Origin of the sequence: Methylobacterium variabile (genome assembly GCF_001043975.1) — a bacterium.
GTDB classification, from domain to species: Bacteria; Pseudomonadota; Alphaproteobacteria; order Rhizobiales; family Beijerinckiaceae; genus Methylobacterium; species Methylobacterium variabile.
Genome location: NZ_LABY01000095.1, coordinates 41286 through 58914 on the forward strand (window position 1 = coordinate 41286; position 17629 = coordinate 58914).

16 protein-coding genes are annotated in these 17629 nt (G+C 71.9%); 9 read left to right on the forward strand and 7 right to left on the reverse strand.

The annotated features are described in order from the left end of the window. The first annotated feature begins 51 nt into the window (after positions 1–51). The 5 genes from VQ02_RS14775 (at position 52) to VQ02_RS14795 (ending at position 6403) form a co-directional block, all read left to right on the forward strand. On the forward strand, positions 52–729 hold the full coding sequence (locus tag VQ02_RS14775; protein ID WP_048444960.1) for a ceramidase domain-containing protein: 678 nt from the start codon (positions 52–54) through the stop codon (positions 727–729). 107 nt (positions 730–836) lie between these two features. After that, entirely contained in the window at positions 837–2159 is a 1323-nt protein-coding gene (locus VQ02_RS14780; RefSeq protein ID WP_048444961.1) for a homoserine dehydrogenase, read from the forward strand. A 187-nt stretch (positions 2160–2346) separates the two neighbouring features. After that, the gene (gene glpX / locus VQ02_RS14785; RefSeq protein WP_048444962.1) at positions 2347–3345 is read left to right on the forward strand and encodes a class II fructose-bisphosphatase; all 999 of its coding nucleotides are present in this window, start codon (positions 2347–2349) and stop codon (positions 3343–3345) included. Positions 3346–3445: 100 nt separating this feature from the next. Beyond that, positions 3446–3892 carry a GNAT family N-acetyltransferase gene (locus tag VQ02_RS14790; protein ID WP_048444963.1) on the forward strand — a complete coding sequence of 149 codons (447 nt, stop codon included), beginning with the start codon at positions 3446–3448 and terminating at the stop codon, positions 3890–3892. Positions 3893–4342: 450 nt separating this feature from the next. Next, the gene (locus VQ02_RS14795; protein ID WP_053080380.1) at positions 4343–6403 is read left to right on the forward strand and encodes a methyl-accepting chemotaxis protein; all 2061 of its coding nucleotides are present in this window, start codon (positions 4343–4345) and stop codon (positions 6401–6403) included. 199 nt (positions 6404–6602) lie between these two features. Here the strand turns inward: VQ02_RS14795 and VQ02_RS14800 are convergent, their stop codons facing one another. The 4 genes from VQ02_RS14800 to VQ02_RS14815 form a co-directional block, all read right to left on the reverse strand. Further along, positions 6603–7484, reverse strand: a complete 882-nt coding sequence (locus VQ02_RS14800) for a tetratricopeptide repeat protein (protein ID WP_048444965.1) — start codon at positions 7482–7484, stop codon at positions 6603–6605. 258 nt (positions 7485–7742) lie between these two features. Then, positions 7743–8852 (reverse strand): 5-(carboxyamino)imidazole ribonucleotide synthase, encoded by a 1110-nt coding sequence (locus VQ02_RS14805; protein WP_048444966.1) that lies wholly within the window; start codon positions 8850–8852, stop codon positions 7743–7745. Continuing rightward, complete coding sequence (gene purE, locus VQ02_RS14810) at positions 8849–9346, reverse strand: 5-(carboxyamino)imidazole ribonucleotide mutase (RefSeq protein WP_048444967.1); 498 nt, start codon at positions 9344–9346, stop codon at positions 8849–8851. The genes VQ02_RS14805 and purE overlap by 4 nt, the downstream gene beginning before the upstream one ends. A 128-nt stretch (positions 9347–9474) precedes the next feature. Beyond that, the gene (locus tag VQ02_RS14815; RefSeq protein WP_048444968.1) at positions 9475–9693 is read right to left on the reverse strand and encodes a YdcH family protein; all 219 of its coding nucleotides are present in this window, start codon (positions 9691–9693) and stop codon (positions 9475–9477) included. A 201-nt stretch (positions 9694–9894) separates the two neighbouring features. Here VQ02_RS14815 and VQ02_RS14820 point away from each other — a divergent pair, with 201 nt between their 5' ends. Next, positions 9895–10080, forward strand: coding sequence for a YdcH family protein (locus VQ02_RS14820; protein WP_048444969.1), 186 nt, complete (start codon positions 9895–9897; stop codon positions 10078–10080). Positions 10081–10205: 125 nt separating this feature from the next. Here VQ02_RS14820 and VQ02_RS14825 read toward each other — a convergent pair whose 3' ends face one another. Beyond that, on the reverse strand, positions 10206–11837 hold the full coding sequence (locus VQ02_RS14825) for an acyl-CoA synthetase (protein ID WP_048444970.1): 1632 nt from the start codon (positions 11835–11837) through the stop codon (positions 10206–10208). A 155-nt stretch (positions 11838–11992) separates the two neighbouring features. Here VQ02_RS14825 and VQ02_RS14830 point away from each other — a divergent pair, with 155 nt between their 5' ends. Beyond that, positions 11993–13903 (forward strand): propionyl-CoA synthetase, encoded by a 1911-nt coding sequence (locus VQ02_RS14830; RefSeq protein WP_048444971.1) that lies wholly within the window; start codon positions 11993–11995, stop codon positions 13901–13903. A 39-nt stretch (positions 13904–13942) separates the two neighbouring features. Here VQ02_RS14830 and VQ02_RS14835 read toward each other — a convergent pair whose 3' ends face one another. Then, a complete protein-coding gene (locus tag VQ02_RS14835) occupies positions 13943–15190 on the reverse strand; it encodes a sensor domain-containing phosphodiesterase (RefSeq protein ID WP_053080381.1) in 1248 nt (415 codons plus the stop codon). A gap of 415 nt (positions 15191–15605) precedes the next feature. Between VQ02_RS14835 and VQ02_RS14840 the strand changes: the two genes are divergently transcribed. Continuing rightward, a complete protein-coding gene (locus VQ02_RS14840; RefSeq protein ID WP_048444972.1) occupies positions 15606–16007 on the forward strand; it encodes a hypothetical protein in 402 nt (133 codons plus the stop codon). 157 nt (positions 16008–16164) lie between these two features. Beyond that, positions 16165–17286 (forward strand): NADH:flavin oxidoreductase/NADH oxidase, encoded by a 1122-nt coding sequence (locus tag VQ02_RS14845; protein ID WP_048444973.1) that lies wholly within the window; start codon positions 16165–16167, stop codon positions 17284–17286. Between the two features lie 24 nt (positions 17287–17310). Here VQ02_RS14845 and VQ02_RS14850 read toward each other — a convergent pair. Beyond that, positions 17311–17629: DNA translocase FtsK (locus VQ02_RS14850; protein ID WP_280818945.1), on the reverse strand; the 319-nt coding region annotated here is incomplete at its 5' end.

Genomic DNA, 17629 nt, shown 5'->3' on the forward strand with positions numbered 1-17629 from the left:
TCGCGCCGCGCTGGCAAGCCGCGCTGCGACCGCGGGACGGGGACCGGAAGCATGGCGTCGGGGTGGTGGGAGCCGGTGCGGGACTATTGCGAGCGCACCGGGCCGGAATTCTTCGCCGAGCCGCTCAATGCGGCCTCGAACGCCGCTTTCGTGGTCGCCGCCATCCTGCTGCTCCGGCGCCGCGCCGGCCCGCCGGACCCGGTCGCCGACGGCTTCGCCCTCCTCGTCGGGGTGATCGGCCTCGGCAGCGCCCTGTTCCACACCCTGGCGGTGCAGTGGGCGATGCTCGCCGACGTGATCCCGATCGCGCTGTTCATCCACGCCTACGTCTTCCTCGCCCTGCGGCGCTTCCTCGGGCTCTCCGTCCCGGCGGCGCTCGCCGGCACCCTCGCCTTCGCGCTCGCCGCCGCCCTGTTCGAGCCCGCCCTGTCCCGCCTCGCCGGGCAGCCCCTCGGCCCGGCGAGCAACGGCTCGGTCGCCTACGCGCCCGCGGCGCTCGCGCTGTTCGGCGTCGGCGCGGCCTCGCGCCGGGCAGGACACCGGGCAGGCGCGGCGCTGATCGGGATCGGCGTCCTCTTCCTCGTGTCCCTCGCCGCCCGGACCTTCGACGCGGCCCTCTGCCCGCTCCTGCCCGCCGGCACCCACTGGCTGTGGCACCTGCTCAATGCCGGCGTGCTCTACGCCCTGGTGCGGGCGGCGCGCCGGGCCGGGCCGCCGGCGCCGGCTTGACGCAAGGAGCCGGCTTCCTTGCACGGGTCCGGAAACCGTTGCAGAAGGGCGCCGCCGCGGGCCCGTCACGTTTCAGGCCCGGCGCCTGCCTGCCCGGATTGCTCGCCATGACTCAGCCCCTCCGCCTCGGCATCGCCGGTCTCGGCACCGTCGGAGCCTCCGTCTTCCGCATGGTCGCGCGCCGCGCCGACGCGATCAGCGCCTCCGCCGGGCGGCCGGTCCAGGTGACGGCCGTCGCCGCCCGCGACCGCTCCCGCGACCGCGGCCTCGACCTTCAGGGCGTGGCCTGGTTCGAGGATCCGGTGGCGCTCGCGCGCTCCGCGGACGTCGATTGCGTGGTCGAGCTGATCGGCGGCGCGGAAGGGCCGGCCCGGGCCACCGTCGAGGCGGCGCTGTCCTCGGCCAAGCACGTCGTGACCGCCAACAAGGCGCTCCTCGCCCATCACGGCCCGGCGCTGGCGCGGGCCGCGGAGGCCGCCGGCGTCGCGCTCGCCTTCGAGGCCTCGGCGGCGGGCGGCATCCCGGTGGTCAAGGCCCTGCGCGAGGCGCTGGCCGGCAACCGGATCTCCCGCGTCTACGGAATCCTCAACGGCACCTGCAACTACATCCTCAGCCAGATGGAGCTGGAGGGCCTGACCTTCGAGGCCTGCCTGAAGGACGCCCAGGCGCTCGGCTACGCCGAGGCCGACCCGACCTTCGACGTCGAGGGCTTCGACACCGCCCACAAGCTCGCGATCCTGACCAGCCTCGCCTTCGGCACCGAGCTCGACGCCGAGGGCGTCTCGGTCGAGGGCATCTCGGCGATCACCCCCCTCGACCTGCGCATGGCCGACGAGCTCGGCTACCGGATCAAGCTGCTCGGCGTCGCCGAGGCGACGGCGGCCGGCATCGAGCAGCGGGTCCACCCGACGATGGTGCCGAAATCCTCGGCGATCGCCCAGGTGATGGGCGTGACGAACGCCGTCACCATCGACACCGATGCCCTGCGCGAGCTGACCCTGATCGGTCCCGGCGCCGGCGGCGAGGCCACCGCCTCGGCGGTGGTGGCCGACATCGCCGACGTGGCGGCCGGCCGGGTGCCGCCGGCCTTCGGCCGCCCGGTGGCGAGCCTCACCGCCCCGGCGCGGGCCGAGATGCAGCGCCACGAGGGCGGCTACTACATCCGCCTCACCGTCCACGACCGCCCGGGCGTCGCCGCCGGCGTCGCGACCAAGATGGCCGAGCGCGAGATCTCCCTCGAGAGCATCCTGCAGCACCGCTCGGAGAGCGCGGCGGCGCGGGACCGCCACGGCCGCTCCGGCCTGCCGGTGCCGCTCGTGCTCATCACCTACGCGGCGACCGAGGCGGCGATCCGTGAGAGCCTCGACGCGATGGCGGCGGACGGCCTCCTGTCCGAGCCGCCCCAGCTCATCCGCATCGAGCGCGAGTGAGCCCGGGGAGCGGCCTGTCATCGCCATGGGGTCGGAAGTCGCCGTCCGTGCCGGCAATCGGTTGATGGCCGGCCGACCCCGCGCAATCCTCTGGTGATCGCCCGGCCGGTTAGGAAAATTCAGTTCAGCGGCGCCGGTTTCTCCTCTAAGACCCGGCCCTAAGACGCAGCACGGGGATCACGAAGTCATGTCGGACGCCAAGAAGTCGGGACCGAGCCAGGTCATCGAGCGCATCCTGACCCTCGAGCTGGTGCGGGTCACCGAGCGGGCGGCGGTGGCGGCGGCGCGCCTGCGTGGCCAGGGCAACGAGAAGGCCGCCGACCAGGCCGCCGTCGACGCGATGCGGCGCGAGCTGAACCGCCTGCCGATCGACGGCACCGTGGTGATCGGCGAGGGCGAGCGCGACGAGGCGCCGATGCTGTTCATCGGCGAGACCCTCGGCAACGGCTCCGGCCCGAAGGTCGACATCGCGGTCGACCCCCTGGAGGGCACGACGCTCTGCGCCAAGGACATGCCGGGCTCCGTCGCCGTGATGGCGATGGCCGAGGGCGGCACCCTGCTCGCCGCCCCCGACGTCTACATGCACAAGATCGCGATCGGCCCGGGCTACCCGACCGGCACGGTCCATCTCGACGCGACGCCCGAGGAGAACATCCACGCGCTGGCCAAGGCCAAGGGCGTCCCGCCCGCCGAGATCACCGCCCTGGTGCTCGACCGGCCGCGCCACACCGACCTGATCGCGGCGATCCGCCGGACGGGTGCGGGCGTGCGCCTGATCTCCGACGGCGACGTCGCCGGCGTGATCTTCACCACCATGCCGGAGGAGACCGGCATCGACATCTATCTCGGCATCGGCGCGGCGCCCGAGGGCGTGCTTGCGGCGGGCGCGCTCCGCTGCATCGGCGGCCAGATGCAGGGCCGCCTGATCCTCGACACCCAGGAGAAGCGCGACCGCGCCGCCAAGATGGGCGTCGCCGACCCGAACCGCCTCTACGCCCTCGACGACCTCGCCCGCGGCGACGTGGTGGTGGCGCTCACCGGCGTGACCGACGGGGCGCTGGTCAAGGGCGTGCGCTTCGGGCGCAGCACGATCCGCACCGAGACGGTGGTCTACCGCTCGCACACCGGCACCGTGCGCCGGATCGAGGCCGAGCACCGCGACTTCGACAAGTTCCACCTGAAGTAGGATCTCTCGCGAGAGGGCCGCGCCGTGCCCGGCGCGGCCCTTGATCCGGGGACCTTTCCCCGCGACCCTGCGGCGTCTGCCTCCGAGAGGATCGCCGCTCATGCCGAGCCCCACCATCCGTCCGCTGCGCCCCGACGAGCGCGCCGCCTGGGACCCGCTCTGGCAGGGCTACCTCGCCTTCTACGGCGCCACCGTCGCGCCCGAGGTCAGCGACCTCACCTGGTCCCGCCTGCACGACCCCGCCGAACCGATGCACGCCCTCGTGGCCGAGCACGACGGTGCGGTGATCGGCCTCGTGCACTACATCTTCCACCGCTCGACCTGGACTGCCGGTCCCTACTGCTACCTGCAGGACCTGTTCACCGCGCCGGCGGCGCGCGGGCAGGGGGCCGGCCGCGCCCTGATCGAGGCGGTCTACGCGGCGGCGCGTGAGGCCGGCGCCAGCCGGGTCTACTGGCTGACCCAGGAGGCCAACGTCACGGCGCGGGCCTTGTACGACACGCTGGCGGACCGACCAGGATTTATCCAGTACCGGAAGCTGCTCTGAATACCGGCGGCCCGAGGCGTCGGCATCCTAAGCATCATTCGCCGAAGTGGTCACCGGTCCGGCGGCGAAAATGATGCACAAACAAGGACCTAAGCAGAGTTGCGCCATGCAGGTCTGCTTAGGCCATCGGTCTGGAAGGCGTGCGTCCAGGCGGGGAAGGCGGCCTCCTCCGGCACCGGTCCGATGTCTGGTGCGTGGCCCGCGACGGGGAGAGCCGTCCCGACATCCCCCCGAGCCGGGGCCCTTGCGCAGCGACAACGGCATGACGTTCACAGTGATGTGACAGCCAATCCGGGGCTTGATTGACGCCTCCCTGTAGTGACTTTGCGTTAATAGCCTCGTTCTACCTCTATCGAGAATCGACGTAGCGGACCCGGACGTCCGCCGGTTCCAAGGTCGCAGGTCATGAACAGGCGAAACACCCGGATTCTGACGCTCAGGACGATCATCATGTCGATCGTCCTGCTGATGGGAGGGCTTCTCACGTGGCTCACCTGGAGCAACTTCTCGAAGGCGTGGACCGCCCACGAGGACGCCGAGATGGCGGCGGCGCTGGCGCGGCTCGACGGGCTGATCCTTGATTCCATCCTGCACGTCCGCTCCGAGCGCGGCGACGCGGTCGCGGCCCTGTCGCAGACCGGGAGCGTCTTGAAGGCGAGCCGGGATCTCGTTGCGCGGAGCAGGTCCAGCGTCGATACGACCATCGCTTCGGTCATGCGCGACGCCGAGCGCTTCGCGACGCTCGACGCGACGCGGCACGCCGTCCAGACCGCCTATGCGGCGCAGACCGCCCTGCGGGCCGTGATCGACGCGGCGCTGGACCGCGACGTCGCCCAGCGCGACCGCGCGCTCAGCGGGCAGGTGCTGCAGGTGGGCGAGCGCCTGTACACGAGCCTGATGCAGATGGCCGCCCGGCTCGAGGTCGACCTGCATCGGGTGTCACAGCAGAGCCGGCCGTTGCTGATGCTCAAGAACCAGGCCTGGAGCGCCCGCTCGACGGCCGGGACCGCGGCCGTGATGGTGATCTCGAGCTTCTCGGACCGCAGCAGCGTCTCCGCCGCGAGCCTCGAACGGATGAGCTTCGCCCTGGGCCAGACCATGGCGCATTGGACATCCGCGCGGGCCCTGCGCGCCTCGGATCCCCTGCCGGCGGCCGTGGTGGAGGCCGTCGACAAGGCCGAACGGACCTACTTCTCCGGCGAGATCCACGAGCGGATGCAGGCGACGATGCGCAGCCTGGTGAGCGGAACCGAGCCGGCCATGAGCCTGTCCGAGGCCCAGCCCTACATGGCAGCGCGGTTGCTGACGATCGCCGAGGTCGCCACGGCGGCGATGAGTGCCGCGGCCTCCGAGGCGGCGATGCGGGCTGGCGAGGCGCGGATGGCTGCGATCCAGCACGGAGCCTTGCTGGCCGCGACCCTCGTCCTGGTGGGCGTCGGCCTCGCGCTGGCGCAGTACCGCATCGCCCGGCCGATCACGCGGATGACCGGCACCATGCACGCCCTCGCCGACGGTCGCGTCGATGTCGCGGTTCCGGGGCGCGACCGGGGTGACGAGATCGGCGCGATGGCGGCGGCCGTGCAGATCTTCAAGGACAACCTGATCCGGACCCGGGCCCTGGAGGAGGAGACGGTTCTCGCCCGGCTCTCCGCAGAGGAGCAGCGGCGGAGCGGGATGCGCCAGATGGCGGACGCCTTCGAGCACGCGGTCGGCGGCGTGGTCGGCCAGGTCTCGTCCGCCGCCTCGGCGCTCCAGGCCACGGCCACGACCATGCGGGCCAACGCGACGCACACCGCCGCGCGCTCGACCGAGGTCGCCGCCGCCGCCGAGCAGGCCGCCACCAACGTCACCGTCGTGGCGGCGGCAGCCGAGGAGCTCGGCGCCTCCGTGCAGGAGATCGGCCGGCAGGTCACTGACTCGTCCGCGCTCGCCCGGTCCGCGGTTGCAGAAGCGGACCAGGCGGCCGACCTGATCCAGGCGCTCGGTACCGCCACGGCGAAGATCGGCGACGTGGTGGCCCTGATCTCCGGCATCGCCGGGCAGACCAACCTGCTCGCGCTCAACGCGACGATCGAGGCGGCGCGGGCCGGAGAGGCGGGACGCGGCTTCGCGGTGGTGGCGGCGGAAGTCAAGCAGCTCGCGACGCAGACCGCCCGGGCCACGGACGACATCACGCGCCAGATCGATCAGATCCAGGGGGCGACGGGACGGGCGGTCAACGCGATCGGGGCCATCACGTCCCGCGTGCGGGAGATCAGCGGCGTGGCGGCGGCCATCGCCTCGGCGGTGGAGCAGCAGGGAGCGGCGACCCAGGAGATCGTCCGCAACGTGTCCGAGGCGTCGGAGGGATCCCGGCAGGTCACCGGCACCATCACGAGCGTGGCGCGGGCCTCCGAGGAGACGGGGCACGCCGCGGATCAGGTCCTGTCGGCCGCCTCCGCGCTGTCGCGGCAATCCGGCCACCTGTCGGCCGAGGTGGACCGCTTCCTCGGGACCGTCCGGGCGGCGTGACCACGACGTCCGCCCGTCCCCCGGTGTCGCGACGGGTTCGACCAAGCCTCGATCCCGATCGTTGCCCCGCCGTTCCGGAGCCCCCGGGGACGGTCCGGCATGGGTGACCGCAATGCGCGAGAGCCCCCGGATGGATCCATCCGGGGGCTCTCGCGTCGTGGTGTGGGCGGCCCTGCCCGGGCGTCGAGGACGGCCGTCCCTACCGGAACAGCGACGCCATCCCGCCCTGCATCCGGCCCAAGCCCTGCTTGGCGATCGGGTTGGCCTGGTCGATGGCCACGGCGCGCTGGTAGCTCTCCGTCGCCTCCTGGCGGCGGTTGGACTTCTCGTAGGCGAGGCCGCGGTAGGCCCAGGAATCCGCGTCCTTGTTGTTGACGTTGAGGGCCGCGTTGTAGTCCTCGATCGCCTTGTCGAACTGGTTGGTGGCGATCAGGCTCTGGCCGCGGGCGGCGTAGGGCGCGCTCACGAACGGGTTGCGGTCGATGGCGGCGTCGAAGTCGCCGATCGCGGCGCGGTGCTGCCCCTGCGCCTGCCGCACCAGCCCGCGGGCGTGGTAGGCTTCCGCCGACTCCGGCGTGAGGCGGATCGCCTGACTCAGGTCGGCGTAGGCGGCCTCGAAGTTGCCCTGCGCCCGCTGCAGGTTGGCCCGCCCGATATAGGCGGCGGTGTAGTTCGGGTCGGCGTTGATCGCCTTGGAGAAATCCTGCAGCGCCGCGTCGTTGCGGCCCGACTGGCGATAGGCCAGCGCCCGGTTGCCGTAGGCCGAGGCCGAGTTCGGGTCGAGCTGGATCGCCTTGGTGAAGTCGGCGATCGCCGAGTCGTAGTTGCCCGCGCGGGCATAGGCCGCGCCGCGGGTGTTGTAGGCCGACGCGTCGCTCGGGTTGCGCTGGATCACGTCCGACAGCGAGGCGATGTTGACCTCGGTCGCGCCCGACTTGTCGGTCTCGAGCACCGCGAATTGCCGCGTCGCGGTCGCGCGGTTGACGGTGTCGCAGCCGGCGAGCGCCAGCGCGGTCAGCACGGTCGCCCCCAGCACCCGGGCCGCCGGTGTCACGCGGCTCCAGCCGATCACGTTGTTCATCGCCCGCTCCCCCGGGGCGGCGCATCCTCGTCGCGCCGCTCACCCTCGCAATCCGCACGCGCGCCCCGCTTGAGCCGCGGTCCCGGTGCCGGACGACCATTCCGGATCTGGGTGAACGCCGGCTTAAGGCAGTGCGCCTCCACGCTTGTGCGGGCCGATGTGGCGAAGGTGTGGCTTGGGCGGCCTCCCGGCCGCCCTAGGGGCAGGGGAGGGCGCTGCGCGCCGGCCGGTGTGGCCCGGCGGCCGCACTGTCCGGGCTCAGGGGCCGGTCGTCACCCGGGTGACGTGGCCCATCTTGCGGCCGGGGCGGGCCTCGCCCTTGCCGTAGAGGTGGAGGTGGCTGCCCGGCTCGGCCAGGATCGCGGGCCAGTCCGCCGCCGCGTCGCCGACGAGGTTCAGCATCTCGGCCGCCGTGCCGACGAGGGCCGGGCTGCCGAGCGGCCAGCCGCAGATCGCCCGGACATGCTGGGCGAATTGCGAGGTCTGCGCGCCCTCGATGGTCCAGTGCCCGGAATTGTGGACCCGGGGCGCGATCTCGTTGACCACCACGCCCGCGCGGCCGTCGGGCCCGCGTACCAGGAACATCTCCACCGCCAGCACGCCGACGTAGCCCAGCGCGTCCGCGATGGTGCGGGCTACCGCGACGGCCTCCGCGGCGGTCTGCGGCGCCATGCCGGGGGCCGGCACCACCGTGCGGGCCAGGATGTGGTGGCGGTGCTCGTTGGCGCAGGGGTCGTAGGCCGAGAAGGCGCCGTCCGCCGTGCGGGCGGCCACCACCGAGACCTCCGCCTCGAACGGCACGAAGCCCTCGAGGATGCAGGGCTGGTCGCGCAGGGAGGCCATCACGGCGGCGGGGTCGGCGACCGCGTCGCGCAGCATCACCTGCCCCTTGCCGTCGTAGCCGAAGCGCCGGGTCTTGAGCACGGCCGGCAGGCCGATCTCCCGCACCGCCTCCGCCAGGCCGGCGGCGTCGTCCACCGCCCGGAACGGCGCCACCGGGATGCCGAGGCCGGCGACGAAGGCCTTCTCCATCAGCCGGTCCTGCGTCGTCGCCAGCGCCGAGGCGCTCGGGTGCAGGGGCCGGCGGGCGGCCAGGATCTCGGCGGTGGCGCGCGGGATGTTCTCGAACTCGTACGTCACCACGTCGACGGAGTCGGCGAAGGCCTGGAGCGCCGCCGCGTCGTCGTAGGGCGCCACCGTGCGCCGGCCCGCCACCTCGAAGGCCGGGCTGTCGGGATCGGGGCAGTAGATGTGGGCCTTGAGGCCGTACTGCGCCGCCGCGATCGCGATCATGCGGCCGAGCTGGCCGCCGCCGACGATGCCGATGGTCGCGCCGGGCGCGACCGGGCCGATGGGGGGCGTGCTCACGGGGCGCTCGTGTCCGGGTGCTCGGCCACCGCCGCGCTCTGGCGGGCGCGCCAGGCGTCGAGCCGCTCGGCCAGGGCCTCGTCGGTCAGCGCCAGCACGGCGGCGGCCAGCAGCGCCGCGTTGACCGCGCCGGCCCGGCCGATGGCGAGCGTCCCGACCGGGATGCCGGCGGGCATCTGCACGATCGACAGCAGGCTGTCCTGGCCCGAGAGCGCCTTCGACTCGACCGGCACGCCGAAGACCGGCAGCGGCGTCATCGCGGCCGCCATGCCGGGCAGGTGGGCGGCGCCGCCGGCGCCCGCGATCACCACCCGGAATCCCGCGGCCTTGGCGCCCTTGGCGAAGGCGACCAGGCGGTCCGGGGTGCGGTGGGCCGAGACGATGCGGGCCTCGTAGGGAATGCCGAGCGCGTCGAGGGTCTCGGCCGCGTGGCGCATCGTGGCCCAGTCGGACTGGCTGCCCATGATCACCGCGACGGGGGGCGCTGCCGCCATCGTCAAGCGCATCCTCTAGAAAGCGCGGCTAAGCCGCGTGGGGGCCGCAGCCGGTCGGTTCGCAGTAGCGACGCGTCTGCATTCATGCAAGCAGCCGGCGGCCATCGTGGCGCGAACGGCGTGGACTGTCAGGCGATGATGTCCGGGGTGAGCTGGTCCTCCAGGAAGGTGATGCGGTCGCGCAGCGAGAGCTTGCGCTTCTTGAGGCGCTGGAGCTGCAGGCGGTCGCCGGCCATCACCCCGGCCAGGGCCTCGATCGCATCGTCGAGGTCGCGGTGCTCCTCCCGGAGCCGCGCCAGCTCGCTCTCGTATTCCGCCGCCGATTCCGCACTCAACTCGAACGCCATCGCCGCCCCAGCCCTGGAGGTAGGAGGCGGAGCATGAACCAGGGCCCGGCTTCCAGCAAGGGCGCCGGCCGGGTTGTGCAGCCCTCGCGGGGGCATCCGGGATGCCGGACATTACGCAGGTGCAGCATCGATTGCCTTCGACATCGGCCGCGGCCTGTGGCAGGCTGCGTGTGTCACCTACATGACAGGAGGCAATGGCTGATGTCGCTGAACACGCATCTCACCGAGCTCGAGCGTAAGCACGAAGCCTTGGAGCGCGAGATCCAGGACGCAATCACCCACCTCTCCACCGACGACTTGCGAATTGTAGAGCTCAAGCGACGCAAGCTTCACCTCAAGGATGAAATCAGTCGACTGCGGACGACGTCGACCCGAGTGATGCACTAGCCCAGAAAAGTCCCCCAGTGCCGCCGCGCCAGCGTTCGACGCGGCGGCCCCTGACCCCAGGGCATCGCGGAGAGAGAGGCAGGGCCCCCGCGGGAGAGCGCCCGGCCGATCCCAGGCTCCGTCCGTCAGAGCGCCTTCGCCATCTCGCGCAGCACGAATTTCTGCACCTTGCCGGTCGAGGTCTTCGGCAGCTCCGTGAAGACCACGTGCTTTGGCACCTTGAAGCCGGCGAGCGACTGGCGGCACCAGCCGATCAGCTCCTCGGCCGAGACCATCTCGGAGGGCTTGAGCTCCACGAAGGCGCAGGGTGTCTCGCCCCACTTCTCGTCGGGCTTCGCCACCACCGCGGCCGCCGCCACCGCCGGATGCTTGAACAGGGCCTCCTCGACCTCGATCGACGAGATGTTCTCGCCCCCTGAGATGATGATGTCCTTCGAGCGGTCCTTGAGCTGGATGTAGCCGTCCGGGTGCTTCACCCCGAGGTCGCCCGAGTGGAACCAGCCGCCGCGGAAGGCGGCCTCCGTCGCCTTCGGGTTCTTCAGGTAGCCGCGCATCACGACGTTGCCGCGGAACATCACCTCGCCCATGGTCTCGCCGTCCGCCGGCACCGGCCGCATCGTCTCGGGGTCGAGCACGTCGAGGGCCTCGAGCGGCGGGTACCGCACGCCCTGGCGCGCCTTGCGGGCGGCCTGCTCGGCCTTGCCCAGGGCGTCCCAGTCGGCGTGCCACTCGTTGACCACCGCCGGGCCGTAGGTCTCGGTCAGGCCGTAGACGTGGGTGACGTCGAACCCCGCCTCGGCCATGCCGGCGAGCACCGCCTCGGGCGGGGGCGCCGCCGCCGTGAGGAAGGCGACCCGGTGCGGCAGGGCCCGCCGCTCCGCAGCCGGGGCGTTGATGAGGAGCGACATCACGATCGGTGCGCCGCACAGATGCGTGACGCCGTGATCCGCGATGGCGTCGTACATCGCACGCGCCCGCACCTGCCGCAGGCAGACATGGGTGCCGGCCACCACCGACAGGGTCCAGGGGAAGCACCAGCCGTTGCAGTGGAACATCGGCAGGGTCCACAGGTAGACCGGGTGCCGGCCGAGGTTGCCCGCCACCACGTTGCCGACGGCGAGCAGCGAGGCGCCGCGGTGGTGATAGACCACGCCCTTCGGGTCGCCGGTGGTGCCCGAGGTGTAGTTGAGCGTGATCGCGTCCCACTCGTCGCCCGGCATCGCCCAGGCGTGATCCGGGTCGCCGCCGGCGAGGAGTTCCTCGTACTCGATCACGCCGAGGCGCTCGCCCGGGCCGTCGTATTCCGGGTCGTCGTAGTCGATGACGAGCGGCGTCACCCCGGCCTGGCCTAAGGCCGGCCCCATGATGCGGGCGAATTCCCGGTCGGTGATCACCACCTTGGCCTCGCCGTGGTCGAGGCAGAAGGCGATGACGGCGGGATCGAGCCGGGTGTTGAGGGTGTTGAGCACGGCGCCGGTCATGGGCACGCCGTAGTGGCACTCGATCATCGCCGGGGTGTTGGCGAGCATCACCGCCACCGTGTCGCCGCGCCCGATGCCGCGGGCCGCGAGCGCCGAGGCAAGGCGCCGGCAGCGGGCGTAGAGTTCGCGGTAGCTGCGCCTGAGACCGCCATGGATCACCGCCGCGTGGTCGGGGAAGACGGTGGCCGCCCGCTCCAGGAAGGTGAGCGGCGTGAGCGGCTGGTGGTTGGCCGGGTTCCGGTCGAGGCCGTGGTCGTAGATCGTCGCGCCGGTCATGGATCGTCCTGCTCGCTGCCCGGTGAGAGTACCCGCCGTGGCGGAGCGATCAATCCGCCCCGTCCTTACGAAAGTTCGACTTCCGGCCGCCGCGGGCCGTACTCTATCTGGGTGAGCACGCCGCCACCGATACGAGCGGCGCCGGAGGAGACGCCATGGCGAGCCCGAGCCGCTACCCGGAGACCTACGCCGCCTGGCAGCGCGACCCGGAGGCGTTCTGGGCCGGTGCCGCCGAGGCGATCGACTGGACCACGCCGCCCGCCCGGGTGTTCGCGCCCGAGGACGGGCCTTACGGCCGCTGGTTCGTCGGCGGTGAGGTCAATGCCTGCCACAACGCCGTCGACCGCCACGTCGCGGCCGGACGGGCCGAGCAGGCGGCGATCCTGTACGATTCCCCCGTCACCGGCACGAAGCGCCGGATCACCTACGCCGAGCTGAAGGACGAGGTCGCGGCGCTGGCGGCCGTGCTGCAGGACCTCGGGGTCGGGCGCGGCGACCGGGTGGTGCTCTACATGCCGATGGTGCCGGAGGCCCTGTTCGGCATGCTGGCCTGCGCCCGCATCGGCGCCGTGCACTCGGTGGTGTTCGGCGGCTTCGCCGCCCGGGAGCTCGCCGCCCGCATCGAGGACGCCGCCCCCAAGGTGGTGCTCGCCGCCTCCTGCGGCGTCGAGCCGGCCCGGGTCGTCGCCTACAAGCCGCTGCTCGACGAGGCCTGCCGCCTCTCCGCCCACAGGCCCGAGGCCTGCCTGATCCTGCAGCGCCCGCAAGCGCCCGCCACCCTGGTCGAGGGGCGCGACCGCGACTGGGCCGAGGCCGTGGCGGCCGCGAAGGCGGCGGGCCGCGCCGCGCCCTGCGTGCCGGTCGCCGCCACCGACCCGCTCTACATCCTCTACACCTCCGGCACGACCGGCCGGCCGAAGGGCGTGGTGCGCGACACCGGCGGCTACCTCGTGGCGCTCGCCTGGACGATGCCGAACCTCTACGGGGTCGCCCCCGGCGAGACCTACTGGTGCGCCTCCGACGTCGGCTGGGTGGTGGGCCACTCCTACATCGTCTACGGGCCGCTGCTGCACGGTTGCACCACGGTGCTCTACGAGGGCAAGCCCGTCGGCACGCCGGATGCCGGCGCGTTCTGGCGCGTCGTCGCCGAGACCGGGGCGGTCGCCCTGTTCACCGCCCCGACGGCGCTCAGGGCGGTGAAGAAGGAGGATCCGGAGGCCCGGCTGATGCAGGGCCACGACCTCTCGCGCTTCCGCACCCTGTTCCTGGCCGGCGAGCGGGCCGACCCCGACACCGTCGCCTGGGCCGAGCGGATCCTCGGGGTGCCGGTGATCGACCACTGGTGGCAGACCGAGACCGGCTGGCCGATCGCCGCCAACCCGGTCGGGCTCGGGGCGCTCCCGGTCAAGCACGGCAGCCCGACGGTGCCTATGCCGGGCTGGGACGTGCAGGTGCTGGACGAGGCGGGCCGACCGGTGCCGGCCGACACGATGGGCACGATCGCGATCCGCCTGCCGCTGCCCCCCGGCGCCCTGCCGACCCTGTGGCGGCAGGACGAGCGCTTCCGCGAGAGCTACCTCGCGGCGTATCCCGGCTACTACAACACCTCGGATGCCGGCTTCCTCGACGGGGACGGCTACGTCTCCGTCATGGGCCGCACCGACGACATCATCAACGTCGCCGGCCACCGCCTCTCCACCGGCGGCATGGAGGAGGTGCTGGCCTCCCACCCGGACGTCGCCGAGTGCGCGGTGATCGGCATCCGGGACAGCCTCAAGGGCGAGGCGCCCTGCGGCTTCGTGGTGCTGAAGGCCGGTGTCGCGCGGGCGCCCGACGTGATCGAGCGCGAGCTGGTGGCCCTGGTGCGCGAGCGCATCGGCCCGGTCGCGGCGTTCCGGATCGCCCTGACGGTCGGGCGCCTGCCCAAGACCCGCTCGGGGAAGATCCTGCGCGGCACGATGAAGAGGATCGCCGACGGAGAGCCCTGGACGATGCCGCCGACCATCGAGGACCCGGCGGTGCTGGAGGAGATCGGGGTGTCGCTGCGGGAGCGCGGGCTGGGATAGGGCCGGCCGCGGGAGCGGGGCGGTCCCGCCCCGGACCGATCAGCCGGCCGAGGCCCGCCGCGCCGCCGAGGCCGCGCCGGCCAGGGGAAGGGCCGCCGCGGCGGCGAGCGGCATCGGCCGGCCTGTCAGGAAGCCCTGCACCCGCGTCACGCCGATCCCCCGGAGCACCGCGTACTCGGCCTCGGTCTCCACGCCCTCGGCGACGATCTCGCAGCCGATACGTCTCCCATATCCTGTGAGCGCCTCGGCCAGTGCCCGCCGGCCCGAATGCGTGTCGATGTTGCGGATCAGGCTCATGTCGAGCTTGATGAACTCCGGTGCCAGGTCGAGGACGTGCCGGAGCGTCGCGTGGCCGGCGCCCACGTCGTCGATCGCCAGGCCGAGGCCGCGGCTCCGCAGCGGCCCCAGGCTCTCGCGAAGGCGCTCGTAGGACGCGACCGCCGCGTGCTCCGTCAGCTCGATCACCAGGCGGTCGAGGCGCGCCCCGGCCAGCAAGTCGGCGAGGCGGGGCGAGGCGAGCGCGGCCGGCGACAGGTTGACCGACAGCTTCACCCGGGGAGACAGGGCGGGCGCGGCCTCAAGCGCCTTGCGCAGGGCGAGGAGCTCGAGCTCCTCCCCGAGGCCGACCTCGTCGGCGTCGGCGAACCAGGCATCGGGACCTCGTCCCAGGCTCGGCTCGAAGCGCGCCAGGACCTCGAAGGCCGCCAGGCTGTCGTCGGCCGTGCGATAGATGGGCTGGAACACCAGCCCGATCGCCTCCGCCTCGATCGTGTCGGCGATGCGCTTGCGCTTCGCGGCCCGTTCGAGCGTCGCGTCGCGATCCTTGTGCAGGATGGCATCCACGACGTCCGCGCACAGGCGCAGGATGCCGAGGTCGCGGGTCGTCAGGCTTCGATCCGGCGTGAAGCTGAAGCAGCACAGCGTCCCGTACGGCTCGCCGTCCGCGTGCCGGAGCGGCACGCTCAGATGCGCCCCGACCGGCAGGTCGCGGGTGACCGGCATCTGCGCGGCCGTCGGATCCTCGGCCGCATCGTGCATCACGCCGGGCATCAGGCCCTTGGCCACGTAGTAGCAGAAGCTCTGCTCGAGCGGCGCGTAGGTTCCGACCACGATCGGGTTCTGCGTCGTCTCGGCGTCGGAGAAGCGGAACACCCGGTCACCCGCGACGAACTCCGAGATGAAGCCGACATCCATCGCCAGATGGCGGCGGACCGACCGCAGGACGGAGAGGATCTGTTCGCTGGCGCTTCCGGACTGGTCGCCAAAAACTGAGCGCAGAGGCATCATTCCCTTCAACCTGACGCTTGATGCGGCTTCAAACTATCAACTGAAAGTTATAATTTGAGCGAAATCGGGTGGCGGTTGAGCGTTTTCAAGTATTAATAGTATTGACTGCGGTTATTACATCAATATAGACATTTTTTTCTATGTATTGCGCATGCAATTGAAGCTTAGTCAGGTAAATCTCTACGGCGCTCAGGCGGCATGATGAGGCGGTTGTTTCACCTCGGGATGGCTGTTGCGTCTCAAGGGTAAACATGGACATCGCGTCGATCCGGGCCGTAGGTGACATCATCAAGGTCAATGCAGGTGTCTCTATCTTACCGGGTTTTCAGATGAACGAGAGCAACCGAGTTTCCCGCGCAGATTTGACATTGTGCCATTTGCGAAGCAGAAAGTCGATCGGGCCAGGGAAAACGCCATGCTTGGTTCGAACACCCATGAAGGACGGCGGTGTCCAGGCACCGGAGCGGTCGCTATCCTGGATATGGTGCCGGTGCCGCTCAGAGCACTGATCGACAGGATCGAGAGCGCCATCGTCGACTTGACGGAGGGCGCGGACAGGCGCGAGACGATGCATGCGTTGCGCAGCAGCCTGTCCGATATCTGCGCGCTGACGGAGGCTGATCCGAAGACGCTGCGCGCCGTGGAGCGGGTCGTGAGCGCCGGCGAGCGGCTGGCGGAGATGGATCCCGTGTCGCTCCGCTCACGCGCGCGGGCAGCGGCGCGCGGCGCGGCCACGCGGGCGCTCAGGAGCCTGGCGACCGTCCTGGTCGAGACGCGCCCGAGCCGGATCGCCGTGAGCCTCGGCAGGGGCTGGTAGCCGTCGGTCGCGCCCAGGCCTCGACGGTCCGGGCATCAGCGGTGCGCAGGCGCACGCGGCGCGTCCGCGAGGGCCGCGCAGGGGCCCTGCGCCGGCTGCTCTGGCCCGAAGCGCCGCGTCGCGCCACATTGCGGCCATCCTGCACCGGAGTACCCGTATGAGCTCTCCCCTCCTGTTCCAGCCCCTGCGCCTCGACGGCCTGGAGCTGGAGAACCGGATCATCATCGCGCCGATGTGCCAGTATTCGGCCCGCGACGGCGAGGCCACCGACTGGCACATGATGCATCTCGGCCAGCTCGCCATCTCGGGGGCCGGGCTCCTGACGCTCGAGGCGACGGCGGTCTCGCCGGAGGCGCGGATCACCTACGGCGATCTCGGCCTCTGGGACGACGGGACCGAGCGGGCCCTGGCGCGGGTGCTCGACGCGGTGCGCGACTACGCGCCGGTGCCGGTCTGCATCCAGATCGCCCATGCGGGCCGCAAGGCGTCGAGCGAGCCGCCGTGGCGGGGCGGCCAACAGGTGAGGCCGGACTCGCCCCGGGGCTGGCTCACCGAGGCACCCTCGGCCCTGGCCCACGCCGAGGGCGAGGTGGCGCCCCGGGCGCTCGACCGCGAGGACATGAAGCGCATCCGCGACGGTTTCGCCGCCACCGCCCGGCGGGCGGTCCGCCTCGGCATCGAGGCGGCGGAGATCCACGCGGCGCACGGCTACCTGCTGCACCAGTTCCTGTCGCCGCTCGCCAACCGGCGGACCGACGCCTATGGCGGCAGCCTCGAGAACCGGATGCGCTTCCCCCTCGAGGTGTTCGACGCGGTGCGGGAGGTCTTTCCGGGCGGAAGCCCGGTCTGGGTGCGGGTCTCGGCGACGGACTGGGTCGAGGACGGCTGGGAGGTCGAGCAGACCATCGCCTTCGCGGAGGCGCTGAAGGCGCGGGGAGCGGCGGCCATCCACGTCTCGACCGGCGGCGTCTCGCCCCGGCAGAAGATCGCTATCGGGCCGGGCTACCAGGTGCCCTTCGCCGAACGGGTGCGGGCGGCGACCGACCTCGTCACCATCGCGGTCGGGCTCATCACCGAGGCGCGCCAGGCCGAGAGCATCCTGATCGAGGGCAAGGCGGACGCGATCTCCCTCGCCCGCGCCGTGCTGTACGATCCCCGCTGGCCCTGGCACGCCGCCGCCGAGCTCGGCGCGCAGGTCCGCGCGCCGAAGCAATACTGGCGCTCGCAGCCGCATCACCTCAAGGACCTGTTCAAGGAGGCGAGCTTCGGCCAGCGCTGAAGCCCGGTCGCGGGCGGGACGGCGTCAGCCGTCCTGCCCGTCCTCCATCAGGATCTCGCGCTTTCCGGCGTGGTTGGCGGGGCCGACGATGCCCTCGCGCTCCATCCGCTCCATCAGCGACGCCGCCCGGTTGTAGCCGATCTGCAGCCGGCGCTGGATGTAGCTCGTCGACGCCTTCTTGTCCCGCAGCACCACCGCCACCGCCTGGTCGTAGACGTCGCCGCCAGGCTCGCCGAAGCCGCCCTGGTCCATGACCGGTGCGTCGGCTTCCTCCTCGCCCTCCTCGGCGGTGATCGCCTCGAGGTAGGAGGGGCGGCCCTGGCGCTTGAGGTGGGCCACCACC